Below are 21,745 nucleotides of genomic sequence, written 5' to 3'. Positions count from 1 at the left end.
TTCACCCTGCCTTTTATTTAAACGCTTACTAAGCTTTCTTCTTGTAAGATATTTGAAAGAAGAAAAATCAGTTTGATAAACCAAAGGAGATGACGCCAATTTAGCGTATACCAATGATAAGATGGTAGTGCTTTCGTGATCGATTGTTAGTAGCAACCCAATTTTTCTAAATATTTTTATTTTAGAAATGAACATATTGGTTGATAAGATTTTCATCATGTATTTATGAATGCTGCATAGATTTATCTAAGTTTGTTTCCAATGTCATTGCCGCTAACAAACCATACTTTAGAGAAATTAGAAGCCCTGCTTTTGGCGATGGGTTATAAGGTGCGTTACGAGAAAGGGAACTTTAAAACCGGTTCGTGCCTGCTTGAGCATAATAAGATCGTTGTGGTTAATAAATTCTCCAACCTGGAAGGAAAAATTGCTGCACTGGTTAACCTGGTAAAACAAACCAATGCCGGGGAAAACCTGTTAGAAGAGAAACAACGACAGTTTTATCAATCGTTACAACAAACCGAATTATTTTAATGAAGATACAAAGCAAGTATTACTTATTTAGAAAGGAAAGTTTAAGCAGATGAAAGTTACTTTTTTAGGTACAGGTACATCACAAGGCGTTCCGGTAATTGCTTGTACTTGTGAGGTTTGCAAGTCTGCCGATCCGCGGGATAACCGTTTAAGGACTTCTATATTGGTTGAAACAGACGATAAAACCATCGTGGTAGATAGCGGTCCTGATTTTCGTTACCAGCTTTTGCGCGCCAAGGTAAAAGACCTGGATGCAGTATTATTTACCCACGAACATAAAGACCATATTGCTGGTCTGGATGATATCAGGCCGTTTAATTACCTGCTGCATAAAGTTATTGATGTTTATGCTACCGAAAGGGTGCAAACTTCATTAAAAAGGGAATTTTATTACATTTTTGCTGAAACCAAATACCATGGTTTACCACAGATTAATCTTCATACGGTAACTAATGGCGAGGATTTTAAGATCGGAGATAGCACCATTACACCTTTCGAGGTGATGCACCATTTATTGCCCATTACAGGCTACCGGATTGGCGATTTTACTTACATTACCGATGCCAAAACCATATCGGAACAAAGTTTTGAAAAAATAAAGGGATCAAAAATATTGGTGTTGAATGCTTTGCAGAAAGAACCTCATATTTCGCACTTTACCTTAGGCGAAGCCATTGCCTTTGCAGAAAGGGTAGGCGCCGAAACCACTTATTTAACGCATATCAGCCATAATTTAGGCTTACATAAAGACGTAGAAAAAGATTTGCCATCTAACATCAGGCTGGCCTACGATGGACTATCTTTTGAATGTTAAATATCATACAGCGGTTAATTCGGCTACTATTAAAAAACGAAACTGCCACAATAGGCACTCATTGATATTTCCATTCTGTCATCTGAAATAAAAGCCATCCAGGTATGAAATGTCTTTCCGTTATAAAATGACGGAATTTCCAGGCTATCCCTTTCTTTAAATCGCCTGGCACCGCCTGTTTCATAGATGGCCGTTTTGTTGTCCACATCATAGGCCATTAGCATCACCTGGTCATATTTCCTGGCATTATTGCCGTTAGAATTATCCCTCCAGCTGAAATGTACACCCGCATCATCGTGTTCGAGCTGAACACCCTCCGCACCGGTGAGATTTCCAAAGCTTAAACGCACAGCGGCATAGTCAATTTCGCCGGCGGCATTTTGGGCATTCAGCATGTTATAGGATTTTGCAGCATTATGTGCAGTCATCATTCTTTTTTTCGACTCCAGGTTAAAACCAATCCTGATAAAAGCAACAATCGGGCTTAAAAAAGTCTGCATGCTCGTAAAACGCGACCTGCAAGCCTTTTGATCTGCACTGCCTGTTTTGTTTTTGATCGACTTTCTGCGCTTGCTTCTGATGATCCATTTCCCGTTCAGGTAATAACCCGTTACGGATCCTACCGTTCCGGTAAATCCGCCATTAATTCCATTTTCTATTTTTCCCATGATTGCATTAGCTTATGTTATCTAATATCGCAAATTGCTGATTAATAAACAAATAAGATGTGGTCGCGTTTAATTTACCTTGGCTTTTACTCGGATATAATTGTCATAAGTCCGACGAAACCCCGACTTAAGTGCGTCGAAAATCCATCATAATAGTTAGGCTGTTATATCGATCTCTATACCTGGAATAAGTTTACAACGTCGGATACTGGAAAGGTTTACCATGTTAAGATTTGCTTTCCGGAATTTCAGTTCAAAAAATATTTACTGAATGTTGCAGCGCACTATGGTTAATTTATATATTTGCAACAATTCAAACCCAGGTGGGCGGTCCCGATAGCTATCGGGATGGTAGACGCTTTCGGGAATGATTGAATAGTAAATACCCAGGTGGCGAAATTGGTAGACGCACCAGCTTGAGGGGCTGGCGCCCGTATGGGTGTGGGAGTTCGAATCTCCTCTTGGGTACACTTTTTAATAGCTAACAATATGATTGTTAGCTATTTATGTTTTAAAACCTTTCTTTTTAGACCTCTTCTTGCTGTACTTTTTGAAAATTTGATTTTGCAATTTTTTGATTCTCAAACACTTCAAAATCGTAGATTTTGGAGATATATTTTACCGCTTTTCACATCATTTTGACTACCAATTCATTAAGATTTGGCGTGTTTTTTATCAAAATCAATTGAACTCTGGTACCATGAGCAGATTAGCTTAGAACATTTTTTCCAGTTTTGACTCCACTTTTTACAATTTCGGCAATGATTTGAGTTAGGGATTTGATGAATTTTTCATCTTTATGGCATTTGATTTTTGTTTCTTCGTGCGTTGGTCTTCTTAATGCTCTTCTCATTTCTAGATGTTCTGTTTTGCTATTTTGGTCAGTTATTCTATTGTTCGTTAATGACAATACTAGCAGTGTTTTTACACTCGCTTTCCTAAGATTAAATTGTAGGAGCTCATTAAAGTAGCTAGAAGTAAATACTCCATTGTGCCATGTTAAATAATCTTGGAATATCTTCCTTACCAAAAGATGTCTTTGTATTATGTTCGCTCTTCTATATAGTTTGTAGAAATTGAATCTGCCCGACTTAAATATCTTCAATGCGTTTTCAATATTTGCTTTGTCAAGTAGCAAGCTATTAGTAAATCATTGTAAGTTTATATTTGATGCAAAACTTACACCAATTAGGCAATTTTTATAGTTGCTAATAACACAATGTCTTGTCCTGAATTTGCTTATTGTTTTTGAAAAATGAACTGAAAATAGATTAGATTTGCAGATGACATTTAATCTGTTCCTAGACGAGAGTTGCCATTTTGAAAAGGACAACTCCTCGGTAATGTGTATTGGGTATATTAAGGTGCCCGAAGCATCATATCAGAAGCTATATGAATGCATCCGCAGTCTGAAGCTCGAACACAAGTCTACCTTTGAGTTGAAATGGAACAAGTTCTCCAATTCTAGGTTACCTTTTTATAAGGCACTTGTCGATCTTTTCTTTGACTCTCCCCTGGAATTTCGTTGTATTTTGGTCAAATACAAGGATCGCCTCTCACATGAAGAGTTTAATGGCGGTTCGCACGAAAATTTTTATTATAAGATGACGTACTTTCTTCTAAAGCCAAACAACCTCGGTTCAGATTATAAGGTCTTTTTGGATGTCATCAATACGCGCGGTAAGGAAAGGCTGAACAAGATACAGGAAATTTTCAGGCACTTGCACAATGGCGAATCCCCCTTTGTTTCATTTCAGCATTTGCACACGGAAAATTTTTTTTTCCAGCTCACTGATCTCTTTGTCGGCGCAATAACCTACAAATCGAGGGTTGTCGCTGGTGATTTTAAAGCTTCCCATCCTGCCAAGATGGAATTTGTCAAATATCTGGAAGAAAGGTCTGGGTATCTTTTGGAAGAGGGAACAGAGCCTTGGGAATCCAAGTTCAACATTTTTGATCATCAACCTAACATGAACAAGAATGTCGGTCAGTAAACTTAAGCCATATTTTGAAGACGATATTTTAGATGCATCCTTCAATAAACCACAACTTGATGAGCTTTACGAGGTTTTCAAAGAGCACTTTGTTTTCGACCCCTTTGAAATCGATGGCAAGAGGATCAAGATCATCCATCAGAAATCTAGGGTAAAGCAATATTCGGAATATTCGGAAACTTTTGCGCACATCATATCTAGGAAAACTTATATTTTGGATGCCAGGATCTATGAATGTCAACGGGCCAATAGGATACATTGGATCAGACCTGTTTTACAGTCTCATCCGTGTAAGGACATCTTCTACTATAGGTGGAAGGACGATGAGGGTGTATGCAAACACCATTACTGGTTATTCGACAAGAATTTTATGGTAGTAACTGTAGATGTAAAACCAGATTTGAGGATTGTAACCACTTTCTGCGTTGACAATGATCAGAAATCTAAATTCTATGAACGATACAAGAATTTTCAGGAAGGAGAAGATTGTCTTTAAATAAAAACAGCACCCGTTCGGTGCTGAGCGCAAATACGGCTTTGCGTTGCCAATACATTTGTCCTTTGGGCAATGATAAAACAAAGATATAAAATATTTATAAAATATTTATAAAATATTTTTAGTTGTCTTTATAATAAATGATTACGATCGTTCTGGGATTCGGTATTGACACATAAACGAACTATCAATGTAGATGCAGTGTGGACACTGTTCAGTCCGCTCTCAGTTAGCGATTTTCTTAGTAAATTAAAGGTGTTTATGCATATTATCCACTAATACAAGGTAATAAAAAATCACAAAAGTATTTGCTGGCATATTTGCCAACTTTTTTGTTCTAATATAATCTTCTCAAGGTGATCTAAACGAAAATCACCTTGATTTTTAGTGCCTGATTAAATGAATTTTTTTCTCTCCAAATCCTCGATTATAGGCTCAATAAGCAATAAAAAGCGATTTAAATGTTCAAAGTATTCCTGCTGATCGGTACAAAGAGTTTGGTGAAAACCAAACTCTTTTTCGTTATATGGCATCAGTTTATATTCTTTTCTCCAAAAAATTGAACCGTTTTTACATTGGTAGTTGTTTTGATTTATCGAAACGACTAAATGGGCATTTACAAGGTATTTATAAAGATAGTTTTACCAGCAAAGTTACCGATTGGGAACTTTTTCTTCATATCAATGATTTGGCATACCAGCAAGCCAGACAGATTGAACTGCATATTAAAAAAATGAAAAGTAGAACTTACATAGAAAACCTAAAAAAATACGAAGATATTCAAACTAAGCTGATTATGCTGTACAGATAATGGTGGCGGCCCCATTGCTAGCCATCGGATCTCCTCTTGGGTACAGTTCTAAGTATTCCTACTAAGGGCATAAACCGGACTTTGAACATAAAAAAGTCCGGTTTATGTTCAAATCGGCCTTTAATGCTATCTAAGCCTTGTTCAAAGTATTCCTGCTAAAGGCTTTTGCAATTAAGGGGGATTAGCAGATTATGTTTGAACTCTTTTGACCGGAATATATTGTGGAGAATATTGCATTAGCTTAAACCCATATTCAATAATATGGTAATCAATTATTTATAAATATTCATATTGTTCTTAAGGTCATAACTCAGCCAACTGGATTCTCTATAATGGATCAAGTTATTACCAATTTCTTATTCTAAACTAATTCGTGGAAAGTTAATTATTTTAAAATAATGATTACATTTGTGTAACTAATTACGTAATTGATGAAGAATGAATTTTTTAACACAGCAGGGATAAAAGCTTTAGGAAGCAGATTAAGAATGCTTACGGAGAGGATTACTAATGACGCTGCTGGCATCTATAAATTATACGACATTGAAATGCAGCCAAAATGGTTTCCGGTTTTCTTTGCGCTGTCCCATGGCAAAGAAAAGACCATAACAGGAATTGCTACTGAAATTGGCCATTCTCATCCTTCGGTGAGCAAAATTGTAAGCGAAATGACTAAATCGGGGCTTGTTATAGATAAAAAAGATGCAGCTGACGGTAGACGGAATATGATAAGCCTTTGTGAAATAGGAATTAGCTATGCTGAAAAAATCAAACACCAATATACTGATCTGGAGCGTGCCATTGAAGTGGTCGACTCGCAGGCGACACATAACTTATGGAAGGCAATAGAAGAGTGGGAATTTCTGCTTGAACAAAAATCTCTACTGTGTAGGGTTACAGAAGAAAAAAAACACCGTGAAAGTAAGAATGTACAAATTGTAGCATACAAACCACAATACGCAAAGCATTCAAATCACTGAATGAAGAATGGATCTCCACATATTTTAAGATGGAAGAGGCGGACTATAAGTCGCTAAAAGATCCGGAAGGTTATATCTTAAAAAAAGGCGGGCATATTTTGGTAGCCCTATATCATGATAAGCCAGTTGGTGTTTGTGCACTAATTAAAATGGATAATGACCGATATGATTTTGAACTTGCCAGAATGGCTGTTTCACCTTTTGCCCAAGGTAAGAATATAGGCTGGCTACTTGGCCAGGCAGCACTCGATTGGGCAAGTAAGAACGGGGGCAAAAGGATATATCTGGAAAGCAACACGCTGTTGAAACCGGCTATTAATCTTTATCATAAACTTGGATTTCAAAAAACTGTTGGCCATGCAACCCCCTATGAAAGGTGCAACATACAGATGGCCTGCGATATTAGCAAAAGAGAGATGACAGAATAAAAAACAATAAAATAAATCATTAAAGATGTATGAAAATAAGATAGCTGTGGTCATATTAAATGATCTGGCTCATTGGCAAAAATTAAATGTTACAGCTTTCCTGGCTAGTTCAGTCGCAATAGCATTTCCTGAAACACATGGTGCGCCCCTTATCAGTGCATCTGGCACGCCATACTTACCCTTTCTTAAACATCCGGTATTGATATACGCGGCCGAGACAGACGAGCAAATAAAAAGGGCGTTCAACAGGGCAACGGAAAGGGAATTGCATATTGGTGTTTATGCAAAAGGACTTTTTGCGACAAAAAATGAGGAAGGGAATTTAACAGAGATCGCCAGACACTTGGACTCCGAATTGGATTTGGCAGGAATTATTATCTATGGGGAGAATAGAAAAGTTGACAAAGCGATTGACAAACTTAAGTTTCATTCTTAAACTATTAGCTACGCTATATTCTCCAGTAAGTCCGCTGATACCGCACAATGATGTAATATCTGACTAATGAAATAATGAGCAGTAATTGTAAATTTCCAACAATTGACATCTTCAAAATTTATTTTATATGAAAAAACCGATTAACAACCCGTTCATTCTTGCTCTCAAGGCCCGCAACCTTACGGTAGAAATTCATCATCATTCGGCTTATCAAATCGTACTATCGAATGACACTCCATTTAATTCAACCATCAGCGGGGTACTTCACGAGAGAATTCATGGTTTTTTAATAAAACCTCATGTCACACATTTTTGCGTGGCTGAAAATGGAACCTTGAATGTTCTTAATATAGAACCCTATTCAACTGTTGGTTTGGAGCTGGCAAGCAGATTTAAAGAAAATCAAGATTATATCGTTTTCGATACACCACCGGAAACGAATTCTTTCTTTCAAACACCCACTGACAGTTTAGACATTAACAATTTAGTCGGTGCCTTACTACATAAATTACCGTCGATTGAATATGATGAACGAGTAACAAAAATCGTTGAATACATTAAGGCTAATTACTTCCAATCAGATATAACACCACAAACATTTGCCGATATCGTTTTTCTTTCTCCGTCTCGTTTAGCATCCCTTTTTAAGGAGCAAACTGGGAGTAGCCTATCAAAATATCTATTATGGACAAGGTTGCGCCAAGCTATCTATCTTACACTTTCTGACAAGGACAGAAGCCTTACCGATATTGCCTACGACACAGGATTTTACGACCTCCCGCAATTTAATAAATATATGTACGAAATGTTTGGAATGCCTCCAAAGGCGTTAAAGTACAATAGTGATTTGATAGAGATATATTAATTTACACTATTGACATCATATGGATAGTATTGATACTATGCGCAGTTTGTAAATTACTACAACCTGTGCATAGCTTAATAATTATTTTTGCTTTGATTTAGATTTACTCTTTGTTCCCGAAAAACCGCTTCTGCATTGTATCAATAACTACTTCTATTCCGTCTTATCTTAGCCACTCATATTCAGTTGTGGAAAGTTCTCCAGCTATGTGATGTAACTGTTTTTTATTGCCTGTTGCCACTTCGTAAACAACATGGGCGATAGTTTCTGGTGTGTCACGTTTCGTACTTGCATCTGCCCGCATAGCCGCCATATATTGGCTGAAAAAATTCTGATAATCGGGGTGGGTAACTATTTGTGCGTTGCTACCAAAACTGGTCTGCATATATGCCGGAACTATAGTACTGATAGCTATTCCAAAGTTTTTTAATTCATAACTCATTGCTTCTGTCCAGGTTTCTAATGCAGATTTTGTTGCTGCATAAACGGCAACAAATGGATATGGAATGTTTGCAGTTGAAGAAGTCACTGTAATGATTGTTCCACTTTTTCTTGCTCTCATGTAAGGAAGAAATGCTTTTGAAACAAGTATTGTTCCTAAAAAATTGGTGTTGATTTGCTGTGTAAGTTGAGCGTCAGTCGTACCTTCAAAGGCACCCATAAGTCCGTAAGCTGCATTATTGAATAATACGTCAATTGGGCTTATTTTTTCGGCAGCAGCAGCAACTTCAATAATTTGCTCAGCATTGTTGATGTCCAGTTGTATAAGATGAATATTTGCCCATTGTGTAAGTTCTGATTCCTTTTCTGGCTGACGCATAGCTGCGATTACCACCCAGCCTTTTGAAGCAAATAATTTAGCAGTCGCTTTACCTAAACCCGATGAAGCTCCTGTGATAAAAATTGTCTTGTTCATTTTTTATTTTTTTAAAATTTACATGACAAAATTCCAATAAAAATAAATGAACCCGTTTAACATTTGGTAAAAAGCGACTTAGCGAATTTTCTTTCTGATCCGGCTTAAAGATTGTTGTGTAATGCCCAGGTAAGAAGCAATGTATATCAGCGGAATACGATTGACGAGTGTTGGATATTTTTCCATAAATTCCAGATAGCGGGTAGTCGCATCTTGTGAGATCAGTGGGCTTACCCTTTCCAATTTTTGGACCAGTGATTTATGGGCGATTTTTTGAATGATATTTTCCCAGTCAATTATTGTATTAGAAATTTCCCTCCAATCTTGATTAGAAAATACCAGCAGTTTACAATTTGTTGCTGCCTGGATATATTCCGTTGAAGGCACATTGCTCAAGTTGTAAAGTAAATGCTTTTCCTCTATGAAAATTTTGGTAATTTCTTCGCCTTTATTGTTGTAATAACAAATTCGGAGGATGCCATCAATTATAAAACCCACGTGTTTTAATACTTTTCCAGCCTCTGCAAAATAGTCGTCTTTGTTAAGTTGTAGCTCTTTTGCCTTGGATGTAATCAGGTCAATTTGTTGTTTATTCAAATTGCCGTACTGCAATATGTATTCTATAAACTCTTCCATTTCGCAAAATTACTCAATAATTGTTTTGACTCATTTACCATTTGGTAAGAAGTATTTACTAGACGATGATTTGTAACAACCTCTTAATCGCACAATAGTGATATGATACAACTTTGCCGGTGCGCTTGTGTGCAACTTTGTAATATCAATTTAAACAATTAAAAAATAATATCATGAAAGCAGTAGCATACAAAGAATTCGGAACCACAGCTGTTTTGCAAACCGTAGAACAACCAAAACCTACTATTAAAGCAGATCAGGTACTGGTCAAAGTGAAAGCATTTTCTATCAATCCAATGGACTGGAAAATCAGGAAAGGAGAAATGACACTAATGTCCGGTTCAAAATTTCCAAAAAACACAGGGACTGATTTCGCTGGTATTGTTGAAGAAATTGGCTCTTCTATAACTGGCATAAAAAAAGGCGATGAAGTTTTTGGCGTAGTAAAAAATATGATGAAAGAAGGCGTTTCATCTGAATATGTTGCCGTGACATCTTCATTAGTCTGGAAAAAGCCTGCTGACATCACCTTTGCCCAGGCTGCTTCTATTCCCGTAGTTGGAACTGCTGCCGTTACTGCATTAGAGAAAATGGGTGACATCAATTCGAAAAGCAGCATTTTGGTAAATGGCGCTACCGGAGGTTTTGGTATGTTTTTACTTCAATTATTAAAACAACGGGATGCTAAAGTAACAGCAGTTACCAGCACAAAGGGAATAGCATACGCAAAAGGATGGGGAGCAGATATTGTAATAGACTATACAAAAGAAGATGTGCTTTCTATGAAAGCCACCTACGACATTGTTATCGACTTATCAGGCACAATGGGCTACAAAACAGCCAAACAAATCATGAAGCCCAAAGCTAGGTTTCTAAACCCTACACCGAAGCCAATTGAAATTCCTTTATCCATTTTGGGTAACCTATTTACAGGCAAAAAGCACATCGCCATACTTTCAAGCCCATCTACCAGATGTACGGATATTCTGCTAAATGCGGTAAACAAAGGGTTGCAAATTGAAGTCAACAAAGTATTTCCATTCGCCCAATATAAGGAAGCATACGACTATGCTGAGCAGGGAGGATACATCGGAAAAGTTGCCGTTGAAATTAATTAAATTTTTTGCAAAGTGGTATTTGACATTCTTTGCTTCATCCAATCATTTTACTAAAAATTATAATCATGTTAACGAAAATAGACAACGCCATAAAATATGGAAAACAGCATGGTGGCTTTGGCGTACAGATTTTATATCCAGGGCTTATACGCCCTGAACTGAATGACAGCGGTTTTTCTACCATAGGAAGGATTGACCATGCCCGGATCAATCCGGGAACGCTCATCCCGATGCATCCCCACAGGAATGACGAAATTGTTACTTATTTAAAAAGTGGAAAGGTCAATCATCTTGATTCTGAAAAAAACACAGGTACTATCTCAAACCGGAACCTGATGGTGATGAATGCCGGGGCAAACTTTTATCACGAAGAAAGCGTAATGCCCGAAGGCGGTGTTTTGGAAGGGCTACAAATATTCTTCAGACCGGAAACCGCGGGTCTTGTTCCCCAGGTACAGTTCCATCAGTTTGAAGAAACGCACAGCGACAACAACTGGCGAAAAATAGCCGGAAAAGGTAACGATTACCCGCTACAGATAAGAAGCAATACATGGCTAATGGATTTGCGTTTGGAAGAGGGTGCGGAAATCACCCTGCCTGAAGCGCCGTCTGAAAATTGTGCTTTCCTGTTTTACGTATTTGAGGGAAAAATAAAAGTCAACAAAACCATGGTTCTCATTAACGGAGAAAGTGTACTCATTGAAACAGATAGGCCAACATTCCGCGCAGAAGAAACAACTGATATCGTACTGTTTATCACCCAGACAAACTCAGCCCATTTTGACGGTGGAATGTACAGTGGCAATCTTCACCTCTGATCGACTGATAAAATATCGCTAATTGCCATTTGGCAAATGCTACCAAAATTTATGTGCTGATGTTTTTGCTGTCGAAACACAATAACGGAATTAAACCATAAAACATAAAGTAATGAAAACACAAAGAACAACACCCGCAAACAGTAACTATCCGCAAACCACTGTAACAACTATCGTGGAGGCACCAATTGGCCAGGCCTTCAATTACATCGCGCCTATCTATCTTCCGCATATTTTCCCTGGTGCCGGCCTTATCCCTGGCATTGTGAACACCAGCATTAACGAAGGATGGAACCAAGCGGGCTTAACCAGAACCGTCTATTTCGCGGACGGCTCTACTTCACAAGAGACGATGCTAACCCATAATGGGCCAACATCATTTTCCTACAAGAATGATAAATTTACTTCACCGGTTCTTGGTGCCCTTATAGCCCGTCTCGAAGGCGAATGGCTTTTCACAGACTTAGGAAATGGAAAAACCAACATCGAATGGACCTACCGGACAATCCCCACTAATTCTTTCGCAAGGCTTTTTATCCGTATTGTGCTGATCCCCTTTTTAAAGAAAATGCTCCAACAAGCATTGGACATTTCAAGAAATGATCTCGAAACTGGAAACCTTATCGGAGCTCACTTTCCGGTCAACAAATTATAGTTACTATAGCGTAATAATTGCTTACCACGCTACCAGCATGCCCGTAACTTTCTACAGTGCATACATTATAAACACTAGACTGAATCTTAGGTGAATATTGGATTGTTAAAGTAATTAGTTCCTTTAACCGAATTCGTAATCGCTTGAGTTTGGTTAGCCAGCCGCTAAAGCTCCAGGGGCTGGATTACTTTTAATCTTTAAGAAGCCGGCAGCAAAAACTACCGCGTTTTTTTGCCACAACGGACCTTTGCTTTGCTATACATCAAGCCTTCTCGATCTTTTGCCAGTGCTGTAAGTTAAAACAGTGATATGATACAAGTTTCCGCCTTTAAATCCTGGCACCTTTACATTGTTAATCAGCGATAACCATTAAAAAATAATAAAATGAAAAAGAAAATAACAATTCTTGGAGCCACCGGAACGATAGGCAGTAAAATTGCAGCAATCCTTTTAAATAAAGGGCACGAGGTAACCTTGATCGCAAGGCACACCGAAAAACTGGAAAAATACCGAAGTCTGGGCGCCCAGATTATGGCAGGGGATGTTACCGATGTAGACACGCTGACCAGTGCCTTTAAAAATGCCGACAGTGCATTCCTTATCCTGCCAGACAATGTAAAGGCAGAAAATACCAGAGAATACCAGAGGCAGGTTACGTCTAATTACCTCCAAGCTATCGAGAAATCCGGAATCAAATACATCGTCAATATGAGCAGTCTTGGATCGCACATGCACGAAGGCAACGGCATCATGGGCGGGACAGGTGAACAGGAAGTAAGGCTAAACCAATTGAAGGATGTAAACGTGTTGCACATCCGTTCCGCCTACTTCATGGAAAATTTTTTAAGGACTATAGCCTTGGTCAAAAACAAGGGAGTCAACGGTACCCCTGCAGACGGCGACCATGCCATACCTATGGTAGCAACGCAGGACGTTGCAAACATAGCTGCCGGTCATTTGGCAGACCTTGACTTTATCGGCAAAAGCATCCATGCAGTGATGGGCCCCAGAGATTATACCTATAGGGAGTTTACAGGAATTATCGGCAGGGCAATTGGCAATCCGGACCTACCGTATGTGGAGGTTCCGGTAGAACAGGCAAAACAGGTATTCCTGGGTAACGGCTTTTCAGAAGACTTTGTCGACAATCTGATCGGTATGGGAACTGCGATAAAGACCGGTTTCATGAACTATCAGAAAAGGGACGGCTCTACGACTACTCAGACAACAGCAGAGGACTTCGTAAACCAGGTTTACTTGCCAGCCTACAATCAGTAATAATAACTATATCCAATTATCATAAAGTATATAAAAATGAAAACAGTATTAATTACAGGAGCCAATAAAGGTATTGGCCTTGAAACAGCAAGACAACTATTGCAAAAGGGCTTTCACGTTTACATCGGAAGCCGGGATTTAAAGAAAGGAAATGAAGCCGCCGAAAAATTGAAATCAGAAGGGCTTACCTATGTGGAAGCCGTGCAGCTTGATGTAACCGATGAAAATTCAGTAAAAGCGGCCCGTGAAGAAATTGGCAGGAAGACAGATGTTTTAGACGTTCTGATCAACAATGCAGGAATTAATGCAGGGTCGCCGCCATATACCGCACTTGCAGCAAGTTCAGGTGAATACCTGGCCGCATTCAATACAAATGTGATTGGCGTAGCCAGGGTTACACAGGCGTTTATTGATCTGCTCAGAAAATCACCGGAGCCCAGGATTGTAAACGTAAGTACCAGTGTAGGTTCGCTATCACTGCAAAGCAATCCCGAGTGGCCGATGTATAACTATGCCAAATATGCGGTGTATGCAGCCTCTAAAGCTGCCCTGAATATGTACACTATTCACTTAGCATACGAATTGAGGGATACTCCATTCAAGGTGAATGCGGTTTGTCCGGGTTATACAAAGACTGATTTCACCTTTAATCACGGAGGGGAGGTTGAGGACGCCGGAAGGCGAATTGCAAAGTATGTGTTAATTGACCAAAATGGGCCTAACGGCCAATATTTCAGTGAAGAAAGTAATCCCGATGGCGGTTCGATTCCCTGGTAATGATCTAATTTCATTAAAACAAAACAGTGATTTGATACAAGTTCATCCTCTACTATTGAAGCACATTTGTATCATAAATAATTGTAAAAAATAAAATTATCAATATCATGAAATTACTTGAAAAAACACAGCTTGGAAACCTGGCATTAAAAAACTCAATGGTAATGGCCGCAATGACCAGAAGCCGCGCGGACATGAACGGTGTGGTAGGTGATATGACAGTGCAGTACTATACGCAAAGAACAGGTGCAGGACTTCTTTTCACCGAGGCCATCAGGATAAGCGAAGAAGCAACCGGCAGCCCGCTTACGCCTGGTATCTTTACCGCCGAGCAGATCGAGGCATGGAAAAAAGTTACCAAGGCGGTACACGACAATGGAGGTCTAATTATTGCCCAACTCTGGCATACCGGCCGTGTAGGTCATTCAATTGACCGAAACGGCAAACTGCCCCTTGCACCATCTGCGCTTGCTATCCAGGGGATGCAACATTTTACCTCACAGGGGCTAAAGGATTATGAAACGCCGCAGGCCATCACTATTGAGGAAATAAAGCAAACGATTAAAGATTATGGACAGGCAGCGAAAAACGCAATCGAAGCCGGTTTTGACGGTGTAGAACTTCATGCCGCAAACGGTTACCTGCCGAGCCAGTTTTTAGCAGAAAGCGCAAACCAGAGAACAGATGATTATGGTGGCAGTATTCCTAAAAAAGCACGTTTCGTACTGGAAGTAATGCGGGAACTGATCAGCGCCGTTGGCGGTGACAAGGTAGGGATCAAAATTTCGCCTTTTCATCCCTATGGCAATATGCTTTTGGATGATCCTGCTGGTACCTATACGTATCTGGTTGATGAACTAAATAAACTGGACTTTGCCTTTGTGGAACTGATGAAACGCAGCTCATACTTCCCTTCGCCTGCCCATTACCCATCTGACGATGAAGTAGAATTGTTCGGTAGCATGATCAAGCAAACCGTTATTGCCAATGCAGGCTATGATAAAGCTTCAGCTGAAGCCGAGCTTAAAAAAGGAATAGCCGGGCTTGTTTCGTTTGGTACCCTGTTCCTGGCAAATCCCGACCTTCCGGCACGGTTTGAAAAAGACGCAGCGCTTAACGAGCCGGATAGGGCAACCATGTTTGGCGGTGGATCGCAGGGTTATATTGACTATCCATTTCTAGAAAAATAATCAACTGATTAAATAACAATTGCTAATCCATAATCCACATCAATAAGACATGGCAAATAACATAAAACAAATAACTAAGAGTGATGGAAGCCATCTCTCGATAGTTGGCGATACCTACCGCATTGTTATCCCCGGAAAACAAACCAATGGTGAATTCGCAATTATTGATATGCTAATACCTCCGGGTGGCGGTCCCGGTCCGCACGCACATGCATCTTTCCACGAATCCTTTTATGTGGTGGATGGAGAAGTAGAATTTAAAACGGAACAAGGCAAAAGCATTGCCCAAAAGGGAGATACCATAACAATTCCAAAAGGTGGTGCCATACATAGTTTTAAAAATGTCAGTAATGATTTGGCTCACCTCCTATGCACGGTTGTTCCGGCAGGTTTAGATGATTTCTTTGAAGAAATAGGAACGCCCGTACAGGAGGGGGAATTTTTACCACCGCCTGTAATGGACGAAAATACGGTAAAAAAACTTATCTCAGCTGCACAGAAATATGGACAGGAGGTTTATCCCCCTGATTATTTAGACAAGTAACATAGGAACCAAATAGTGCCGCCAGACATGGCGGCAATATTACTAAATCAAAACAATCTATTCACAATTTTAAAAATTGGTTAAATGGATATGTATAGACGGATGTTTGATGATCTAAAAAAACCAGAAGGCGATAATCCAACAATAGGTATTATTCTTTGTACAGAAAAAAGTGAAACGGTAGTTAAGTATTCTGTGATCAACGATAATCCCAGACTCTTTGCTACTAAATACATGCCTTATCTACCTACAGAAGAGGAACTAATTGCAGAAATAGAACGGGAAAAGGTAAAACTTAACCTCTTTAATAGTTAAAAGATTGGCTCTCGTATTTGCCAATTTTTTTGTTTTAATATAAGCTCTCAAGGTGTCCACCATGAAAATCCGAATAATTTTCATGATGATTTATATAAAACCTTTTCGCTCCAAATCCTCAATTATAGAATCTATAAAAGCAATAAAAGCGATTTAAATGTTCAAAGTATTCCTGCTGATCGGTATGCTTAAAGCTTCGGTTCTACCGAAGCTTTTTTGTTTGCTTATGGTTTCACTTTATAGGATCGATACCAAAGTTATGGAGTAGTTACTTTGATCCTTCCTTATAAAAGTTATTGCGCGCAAAGGCCTGAGCAGTGAGCATTACTTATACTTTTGCGAAAATGATTATTGCGAATAGTAAAATACTGAGTATTGAAAAGCACAAGTCAGCCACAACAGTTCCCCAACCACTAAGACTTGCGCTAGAAAAGGGGCTTTAGCAAAAATGATTATTAAAAATCATTACTTATTAAGTTTTGAAAGCACAAGTCAGCCCAACAGCTCCCAACGCTAAGACTTGCGCCAGGAAAGGGATATACAAAGTTAAGGCTATAGTAATTCTGGTCGACACCAACTATGGATTTGGTGAGTGGTACTGTTAATTATTATTAAATTTGCAATGATGATCATAACCCCGTGAGAAAAAATAGCAAGCTTTACCAATGTTTTATTAGCAAAATGGGAATAATCTTATTATTGCAACTATTTTGTTACATTTTTAAATTCTAGCATTTTAAATTAAAAATTTTGGTTTAAATCAAAATTAGACGGTTTTCCGTAAAGTAATCGCCCAGCGGTGGGTGAATGAATGAATGAATCATTGTAAAATTACGGGTTTCCCTATTGACAAGATAAAACCTTTCCTATACATTAGACGTTAATTAAGCAAAGGCGCTGAAAGAGGAGTATGTTCTAAAGACATATTTTTTTGTACAACAAGGTTTTGTTCAGAAAAAAAGCCTATTTTGCACCCCTGTTTTTAAATAAAGATAAAGTGTTCCTCAAAAAATTGCTCTCATAAGGTCATGACATCGTTTTCTATCGATAATCAAGAACATGAATTGAACAAGGTCATTGGTGACTTTGACGCTTCAATTAAAAAAACAAAGCTGTACTTTGGTCTTGTTGGATATAAAATTGCTATGCCATTTATTTTAGGAAAATTTTCTATTCAATTAAGACTTCAAAGATCTGACTTAAATAGGACTGTAAAATCTTTATTAGTCGATCTTGAAAAATTTGAAGAAAGAGATAAGATGGAGCTAGAATTAGATTTTCTACATATGTATGAAGATTATTCTGATACAGTCCTTCCATTGGCAAAAACTCTTAAAAAAAAATCAGACAAATCTTTCTTCTTGAATTTGGTCATTAACCAAATCGAAAAGCTGCATGCTGAATTAAAATATTCATCTGAAAAAATTACCTCTCTCGTATATCCTAACACAATAGATCCTGCAACTAACAAGGAATTATTCAAAGAATTAATTGACTGTTATAAGAGTGTAGATCTATCTGACTGGAAACAGGAAGATAGAGTCAACTTTAACTCTAAAGAAACAGTTAAGCATGGCATTCTATAAGCGGGGAGATGTAGTCAAAGTTTATTACCCATACGAAGAAGATCCAATGCGAACTAGCGTTAGATCCGCAGTCGTTGTTGAGGATGAAGTTGATAATGAATGTATAGTCATAAAATGTACCGGAACTGAAAGATCTCATGAAAAGGAAATATGCATCAAGCCTGGCAGTAAAGCTTTTAAAATGATGAGGTTGACAAAAGAAACCTATTTAAGAGTTGAACATGAAATTCCACTTCATAAAAAATTCATTATCCGACTTGAGGGCAGATGTCCGTCAGAAATTATGGATGAAATAGATGCAATAAGAAATGATATTGATATAATTTAAGCCACCCCACCAGATGGCTTTTTTATTGCTTTTTATATATTGCATTATGGGAAATCAACTACCAACACTGAATACCTAGAAGCTTATCACCGGGTAAAAAGATTTATTGAAATCACCAAGGATAAGAAAGATCCAATAGACATTAAAGGCGATACCAGCTTAACCCTATACCATCTGTCCGTATTCTTGAGCCTTAGTTTGAGTATAAAGAGACTACGTGCATAGGAGAAATAGAAGCTTAAAATTATACCATAATCCGTAGAGTCGCTATGCTTAACTCTACGGACAGATAGGGAAATTGCGAGTGATCCCGGGTATAGAAAAATGTGAGACCGGTAATTCAGGATTTGTTAGGTGTTGAACGAGAGGAATACCCTCGCTATAATGAAAAACTACAAGAAATGATCGATAAATTGAAACCTTAATGAAAAATCTTTATTACTACTATTATCTATTTTATACGAAGATTCTTCCAGATGATCAACCTCATTCTACAGTTATTTTCTGTTTAAGCATAATGGAGAGCTTTATTGTTAATGGATTATTAAATATAATATCCATAACTATTTTTTGTTATAATATCCCTAAGTGGCCAATGTTGGTTGTTACAGGAGCTATTATGCTGCTCAACTTCCAAATTTATTACAGATCAAAAAAAATGGAAAAAATCATTGCTGAAAAACCGAAACTGTTCAATAGTAACGCAGCTTCAGTTGTTTTTAGCGTAACTTTTTTTCTTTTTTCGTTATCGATGATTGTAACTGCTCCGTTTTATTCTAAATATCTGCTAGAAAGATTCTGCAGTTAATCTTAGAGGCTAGGCTGTTTAAAAACGGATAAATAAACGTGTATGTGTTGAAAAGTGGATAAAAGGCCATCGCCCAATGGCCAAATAAATACTAATTGAGAATAACGACAAACCCAATTAGTATGATAAATTATCCAAGCAATAGAAAATGGCAAGTTTATCAAAATATTTTGATTGCAAAGGAAATCGGCATTATGATTAAAGAGGAGCTTGCAAATGGCACTATAAGATCAGATAGCGGCTCTCATTCAGTAAACACAAGATGGTCTTAATGGTATAAGAAATTTTTTAAAGGGCAATTTTGGAACTTTATCTACAGGAGATAGAAAAGTTATTTTGAAATTATCGAAGATTTAACCAATGGAACAGGCTTAAAATGGTAACGAAATCAAGACAGAAAATGGAAGAATTGAACAAGATTGATGACTTTATTTATAAAACGCTTAAGGATTCATTATTTGATGCTGTTCCTGAGTTTAAAACAGTATTTGAGTTAGATAGCTCCAATTACAATTTTTCTGGTGGAGTATATTTATTGATGAATGAGTTTGCTTCATTTCTGGCAAAAGAAATTGAAATTGAACCCGCAGGTGCAGTTGTAAGCAAAGCCTTTGCTTTTATTAATCAACTTGGAGAAAGTAATAATTTGGAAGTTTTGAACATATTAAAAGTCGGAATTCTTGAAATTATCTACACAGAGAAAAATATTGATAGAGAAATGGTTGCTGGTTGTTTAAGCGAAAAATTGCGAAAGTATTTCTATGAATTTTCGCATTATTACAATTGACAAGAGGTAGCGAGGAAACGGATAAGAGCTAATTAAAAGCCTACCATGTGTTCGTAGTCTTTGAGCCTTAGGCTTAGCTTAAGCAGACTACGTACATAGGAGAAAACCAAATGGCGTTTAGAAACTCAACATTACCATAATCCGTAGAGTCGTAGTGCTTAATTTTACGGATAGATAGGTTTCAAGCAGCTTTTCCAGAATAAGCTTAACAGGCTTTTTTATTTTGTCCTTTGTTCTTCCGGGTTGGGAATGCTGATACTCCATTTAAAAATGGCATAAATTGCGTTTTTATTTTTTTATTGATAACCAAAAGTACATTTGAGGGGTGAGGTAGGGAAGTTGGCAAGCTTACTAACTTTTAGAAATAAAATGTATGATGTCGAAAACTTATTATCAACTACAATATTGTAGTTTTAAATTTACATATATTTGTTTTATGAGAAATTTAAAAAGATATGGGGTGTTTTTGAAGCACAACCACCGACCAGGCGAAACGTCAGAAGATCAAGCGAACTTGATTAAGAAGTTATTAAAGATTAGGAATGATATTTGGCTAGCTAAGAATGAAGATGAAATATGCAAACTCATTGATACTGCAATTGATTCGGCTCTTCTTGTACCTCCAAATTGCCTAAATCTAGACGTTTTGGGTTATGAAAGACTAGTTGAAGGCAAGATGTTGTCGATAAATACAATGCATACAGATAAGGAAATTGCGAGGGCTGGATATGAAATGGAATTTATAAAAACTAATACAGTTTTATCCTTAGCGAGCTTAATGCTAAGGTTTGCAAATGGTATTACCGAAATTCAAAATGTCGAGCATAAATTTAAGCTATCGGAAATTAAATTTAATTAATTTGTATGTTAATGTATGTGAAGAAAAAAGCCCCTGATTTTGCAAGAAGGGGCTTTATCCTGTACTCCTATAAAGTGTAGGGCGTTGGAAATCTTTTTGAATTTGTTAAATCGTTACTATCTTAGTAGATAGTGTATTAAGTGTGCCGCTAAGGAGGTAATTATTTTGGTATATTTTAAGCCCCCACAAATCTGCAAGGGCTTAAATTATTTTACCCCTTTATCACTCAAAACTCCCTTTCCCAACCACATAACTGTAAATAACCAAATATTCTATCCCATTCTTTTCAAAATGCCCAATAGGCACATCACCTTTTTCAAAGTAAGCCGATTTGCTATCGAATGGAATGCCGCAAAGGATGGTATCAGGTTCTATATGATGATAAACTACATCATGCCTACTATTTGCAATGGCCATTAATGTGGATAAACTTTTGCTCGATCCTTTTTGGTTGTATTTTGGATGATGCGGGTGCTGATCGGCCCAAATCCATTCACCGCATACCATCGGTTTATAATATTTGCCTAGCGGGATATCGAACCGGCGTGGTAAAAAGCAGGAAGCTATTTCGCCATTGGGGCTTATAGTTCCGGTTTCGATAAAGAAATGGGTAATCTGTATCCAATGCCGGGTGAGCTGATATACATATTCCCTAACGGCATTTTGACCATCCTCTAAAAATTCTGCCCAACCGCTGTAGCGTGGCAAAGTCATCATGATTTCTGATACATTTCCATCAATGTGATGTAAAGTAGCCTTTACCGCGCAAATAGCAGGCATTACATTCATGTGGTTGGTAACAGCTGCAACCTGAGCAGGGAGCTGAGTGTGTTGATTTTTACAATTGTTGTTTCGCATAACATTGTTAAAAAGATCCTGGGTGCTGCGAAACAACAATAAACTCTTTTCAGAGAAAATTTAGATACGGTGCCAAACCGCTCACCCAGGAATATTGTTAAAAAATTGATTTGCTTACTTAATTGCTTCTCTGTCTAAGTTGAAAATTCTGTTTATTATTATTTCGCATCAGCAATTTAGAAAAAAAATCTCAAAACACAAAGGAAAATTTTAATTATTAAATCGCAAAAATATATCACGATTTTG

27 protein-coding genes and 1 tRNA gene are annotated in these 21,745 nt (G+C 37.8%); 22 read left to right on the top strand and 6 right to left on the bottom strand.

All coding sequences use genetic code 11. The annotated features are described in order from the left end of the window. Window positions 1–219: hypothetical protein (locus BLR60_RS25070; RefSeq protein ID WP_208600573.1), on the bottom strand; the 219-nt coding region annotated here is incomplete at its 3' end. A gap of 42 nt (window positions 220–261) precedes the next feature. On the opposite strand from BLR60_RS25070, the gene BLR60_RS04865 reads away from it, so the two are divergent. Both BLR60_RS04865 and BLR60_RS04860 read left to right on the top strand, forming a co-directional pair. Beyond that, on the top strand, window positions 262–534 hold the full coding sequence (locus BLR60_RS04865; RefSeq protein WP_090497368.1) for a hypothetical protein: 273 nt from the start codon (window positions 262–264) through the stop codon (window positions 532–534). Between the two features lie 49 nt (window positions 535–583). After that, window positions 584–1,348 carry an MBL fold metallo-hydrolase gene (locus tag BLR60_RS04860; RefSeq protein WP_090497366.1) on the top strand — a complete coding sequence of 255 codons (765 nt, stop codon included), beginning with the start codon at window positions 584–586 and terminating at the stop codon, window positions 1,346–1,348. A 29-nt stretch (window positions 1,349–1,377) separates the two neighbouring features. Here the strand turns inward: BLR60_RS04860 and BLR60_RS04855 are convergent, their stop codons facing one another. Then, window positions 1,378–2,016 (bottom strand): DUF6266 family protein, encoded by a 639-nt coding sequence (locus tag BLR60_RS04855; RefSeq protein WP_090497364.1) that lies wholly within the window; start codon window positions 2,014–2,016, stop codon window positions 1,378–1,380. 384 nt (window positions 2,017–2,400) lie between these two features. On the opposite strand from BLR60_RS04855, the gene BLR60_RS04850 reads away from it, so the two are divergent. Further along, window positions 2,401–2,484, top strand: a tRNA-Leu gene (locus tag BLR60_RS04850). A gap of 241 nt (window positions 2,485–2,725) precedes the next feature. Here BLR60_RS04850 and BLR60_RS24795 read toward each other — a convergent pair. Then, the gene (locus tag BLR60_RS24795) at window positions 2,726–2,869 is read right to left on the bottom strand and encodes a hypothetical protein (RefSeq protein WP_167354687.1); all 144 of its coding nucleotides are present in this window, start codon (window positions 2,867–2,869) and stop codon (window positions 2,726–2,728) included. A 430-nt stretch (window positions 2,870–3,299) separates the two neighbouring features. On the opposite strand from BLR60_RS24795, the gene BLR60_RS04840 reads away from it, so the two are divergent. The 7 genes from BLR60_RS04840 (at window position 3,300) to BLR60_RS04815 (ending at window position 8,026) form a co-directional block, all read left to right on the top strand. Then, complete coding sequence (locus BLR60_RS04840; RefSeq protein WP_090497360.1) at window positions 3,300–4,010, top strand: DUF3800 domain-containing protein; 711 nt, start codon at window positions 3,300–3,302, stop codon at window positions 4,008–4,010. Then, window positions 3,997–4,506, top strand: coding sequence for a hypothetical protein (locus BLR60_RS04835; protein ID WP_090497358.1), 510 nt, complete (start codon window positions 3,997–3,999; stop codon window positions 4,504–4,506). Before BLR60_RS04840 ends, BLR60_RS04835 begins: the two co-directional genes overlap by 14 nt. A 526-nt stretch (window positions 4,507–5,032) precedes the next feature. Next, window positions 5,033–5,317 (top strand): GIY-YIG nuclease family protein, encoded by a 285-nt coding sequence (locus tag BLR60_RS04830; RefSeq protein ID WP_090497356.1) that lies wholly within the window; start codon window positions 5,033–5,035, stop codon window positions 5,315–5,317. A 431-nt stretch (window positions 5,318–5,748) separates the two neighbouring features. Then, window positions 5,749–6,297 carry a MarR family transcriptional regulator gene (locus BLR60_RS25190; protein ID WP_244155594.1) on the top strand — a complete coding sequence of 183 codons (549 nt, stop codon included), beginning with the start codon at window positions 5,749–5,751 and terminating at the stop codon, window positions 6,295–6,297. Between the two features lie 29 nt (window positions 6,298–6,326). Further along, entirely contained in the window at window positions 6,327–6,725 is a 399-nt protein-coding gene (locus tag BLR60_RS25185; RefSeq protein ID WP_244155593.1) for a GNAT family N-acetyltransferase, read from the top strand. Window positions 6,726–6,750: 25 nt separating this feature from the next. Next, window positions 6,751–7,161, top strand: coding sequence for a DUF2000 domain-containing protein (locus BLR60_RS04820; RefSeq protein WP_090497353.1), 411 nt, complete (start codon window positions 6,751–6,753; stop codon window positions 7,159–7,161). A gap of 127 nt (window positions 7,162–7,288) precedes the next feature. Further along, window positions 7,289–8,026 carry a helix-turn-helix domain-containing protein gene (locus BLR60_RS04815; protein ID WP_090497351.1) on the top strand — a complete coding sequence of 246 codons (738 nt, stop codon included), beginning with the start codon at window positions 7,289–7,291 and terminating at the stop codon, window positions 8,024–8,026. Between the two features lie 163 nt (window positions 8,027–8,189). Here the strand turns inward: BLR60_RS04815 and BLR60_RS04810 are convergent, their stop codons facing one another. Both BLR60_RS04810 and BLR60_RS04805 read right to left on the bottom strand, forming a co-directional pair. Further along, entirely contained in the window at window positions 8,190–8,942 is a 753-nt protein-coding gene (locus BLR60_RS04810; RefSeq protein ID WP_090497348.1) for an SDR family oxidoreductase, read from the bottom strand. 78 nt (window positions 8,943–9,020) lie between these two features. Continuing rightward, window positions 9,021–9,578 (bottom strand): Crp/Fnr family transcriptional regulator, encoded by a 558-nt coding sequence (locus BLR60_RS04805; RefSeq protein WP_090497346.1) that lies wholly within the window; start codon window positions 9,576–9,578, stop codon window positions 9,021–9,023. Between the two features lie 173 nt (window positions 9,579–9,751). Between BLR60_RS04805 and BLR60_RS04800 the strand changes: the two genes are divergently transcribed. The 12 genes from BLR60_RS04800 to BLR60_RS04740 all read left to right on the top strand — a co-directional run bounded on the left by BLR60_RS04800 (window position 9,752) and on the right by BLR60_RS04740 (window position 20,641). Continuing rightward, window positions 9,752–10,696 carry an NADP-dependent oxidoreductase gene (locus tag BLR60_RS04800; RefSeq protein ID WP_090497344.1) on the top strand — a complete coding sequence of 315 codons (945 nt, stop codon included), beginning with the start codon at window positions 9,752–9,754 and terminating at the stop codon, window positions 10,694–10,696. A 65-nt stretch (window positions 10,697–10,761) separates the two neighbouring features. After that, entirely contained in the window at window positions 10,762–11,514 is a 753-nt protein-coding gene (locus BLR60_RS04795) for a pirin family protein (RefSeq protein ID WP_090497342.1), read from the top strand. Window positions 11,515–11,626: 112 nt separating this feature from the next. Beyond that, a complete protein-coding gene (locus BLR60_RS04790) occupies window positions 11,627–12,169 on the top strand; it encodes an SRPBCC family protein (RefSeq protein ID WP_090497340.1) in 543 nt (180 codons plus the stop codon). 384 nt (window positions 12,170–12,553) lie between these two features. Further along, window positions 12,554–13,447 carry an NmrA family NAD(P)-binding protein gene (locus BLR60_RS04785; protein WP_090497338.1) on the top strand — a complete coding sequence of 298 codons (894 nt, stop codon included), beginning with the start codon at window positions 12,554–12,556 and terminating at the stop codon, window positions 13,445–13,447. A gap of 36 nt (window positions 13,448–13,483) precedes the next feature. Continuing rightward, on the top strand, window positions 13,484–14,224 hold the full coding sequence (locus BLR60_RS04780) for an SDR family oxidoreductase (RefSeq protein ID WP_090497336.1): 741 nt from the start codon (window positions 13,484–13,486) through the stop codon (window positions 14,222–14,224). A gap of 107 nt (window positions 14,225–14,331) precedes the next feature. After that, window positions 14,332–15,414, top strand: coding sequence for an alkene reductase (locus BLR60_RS04775; protein WP_090497334.1), 1,083 nt, complete (start codon window positions 14,332–14,334; stop codon window positions 15,412–15,414). Window positions 15,415–15,463: 49 nt separating this feature from the next. Continuing rightward, a complete protein-coding gene (locus tag BLR60_RS04770) occupies window positions 15,464–15,958 on the top strand; it encodes a cupin domain-containing protein (protein ID WP_090497332.1) in 495 nt (164 codons plus the stop codon). 84 nt (window positions 15,959–16,042) lie between these two features. After that, window positions 16,043–16,273, top strand: a complete 231-nt coding sequence (locus tag BLR60_RS04765; protein ID WP_244155592.1) for a PDDEXK nuclease domain-containing protein — start codon at window positions 16,043–16,045, stop codon at window positions 16,271–16,273. Between the two features lie 1,028 nt (window positions 16,274–17,301). Next, on the top strand, window positions 17,302–17,859 hold the full coding sequence (locus tag BLR60_RS04760) for a hypothetical protein (protein ID WP_090497330.1): 558 nt from the start codon (window positions 17,302–17,304) through the stop codon (window positions 17,857–17,859). Next, window positions 17,846–18,187, top strand: coding sequence for a type II toxin-antitoxin system PemK/MazF family toxin (locus tag BLR60_RS04755; RefSeq protein ID WP_090497328.1), 342 nt, complete (start codon window positions 17,846–17,848; stop codon window positions 18,185–18,187). The genes BLR60_RS04760 and BLR60_RS04755 overlap by 14 nt, the downstream gene beginning before the upstream one ends. A 1,208-nt stretch (window positions 18,188–19,395) precedes the next feature. Further along, window positions 19,396–19,782 (top strand): DUF7674 family protein, encoded by a 387-nt coding sequence (locus BLR60_RS04745; protein WP_143009030.1) that lies wholly within the window; start codon window positions 19,396–19,398, stop codon window positions 19,780–19,782. 436 nt (window positions 19,783–20,218) lie between these two features. Next, window positions 20,219–20,641 (top strand): hypothetical protein, encoded by a 423-nt coding sequence (locus BLR60_RS04740; protein ID WP_090497322.1) that lies wholly within the window; start codon window positions 20,219–20,221, stop codon window positions 20,639–20,641. A gap of 222 nt (window positions 20,642–20,863) precedes the next feature. Here the strand turns inward: BLR60_RS04740 and BLR60_RS04735 are convergent, their stop codons facing one another. Then, entirely contained in the window at window positions 20,864–21,499 is a 636-nt protein-coding gene (locus BLR60_RS04735; RefSeq protein WP_143009029.1) for a hypothetical protein, read from the bottom strand. Window positions 21,500–21,745: the final 246 nt, after the last annotated feature.

The organism is Pedobacter terrae, from assembly GCF_900100705.1.
In the GTDB taxonomy this organism is placed as follows: Bacteria; Bacteroidota; Bacteroidia; order Sphingobacteriales; family Sphingobacteriaceae; genus Pedobacter; species Pedobacter terrae.
Note: the sequence above shows the minus strand (reverse complement) of the source record. Positions and strands in the feature narration are given on the sequence as shown.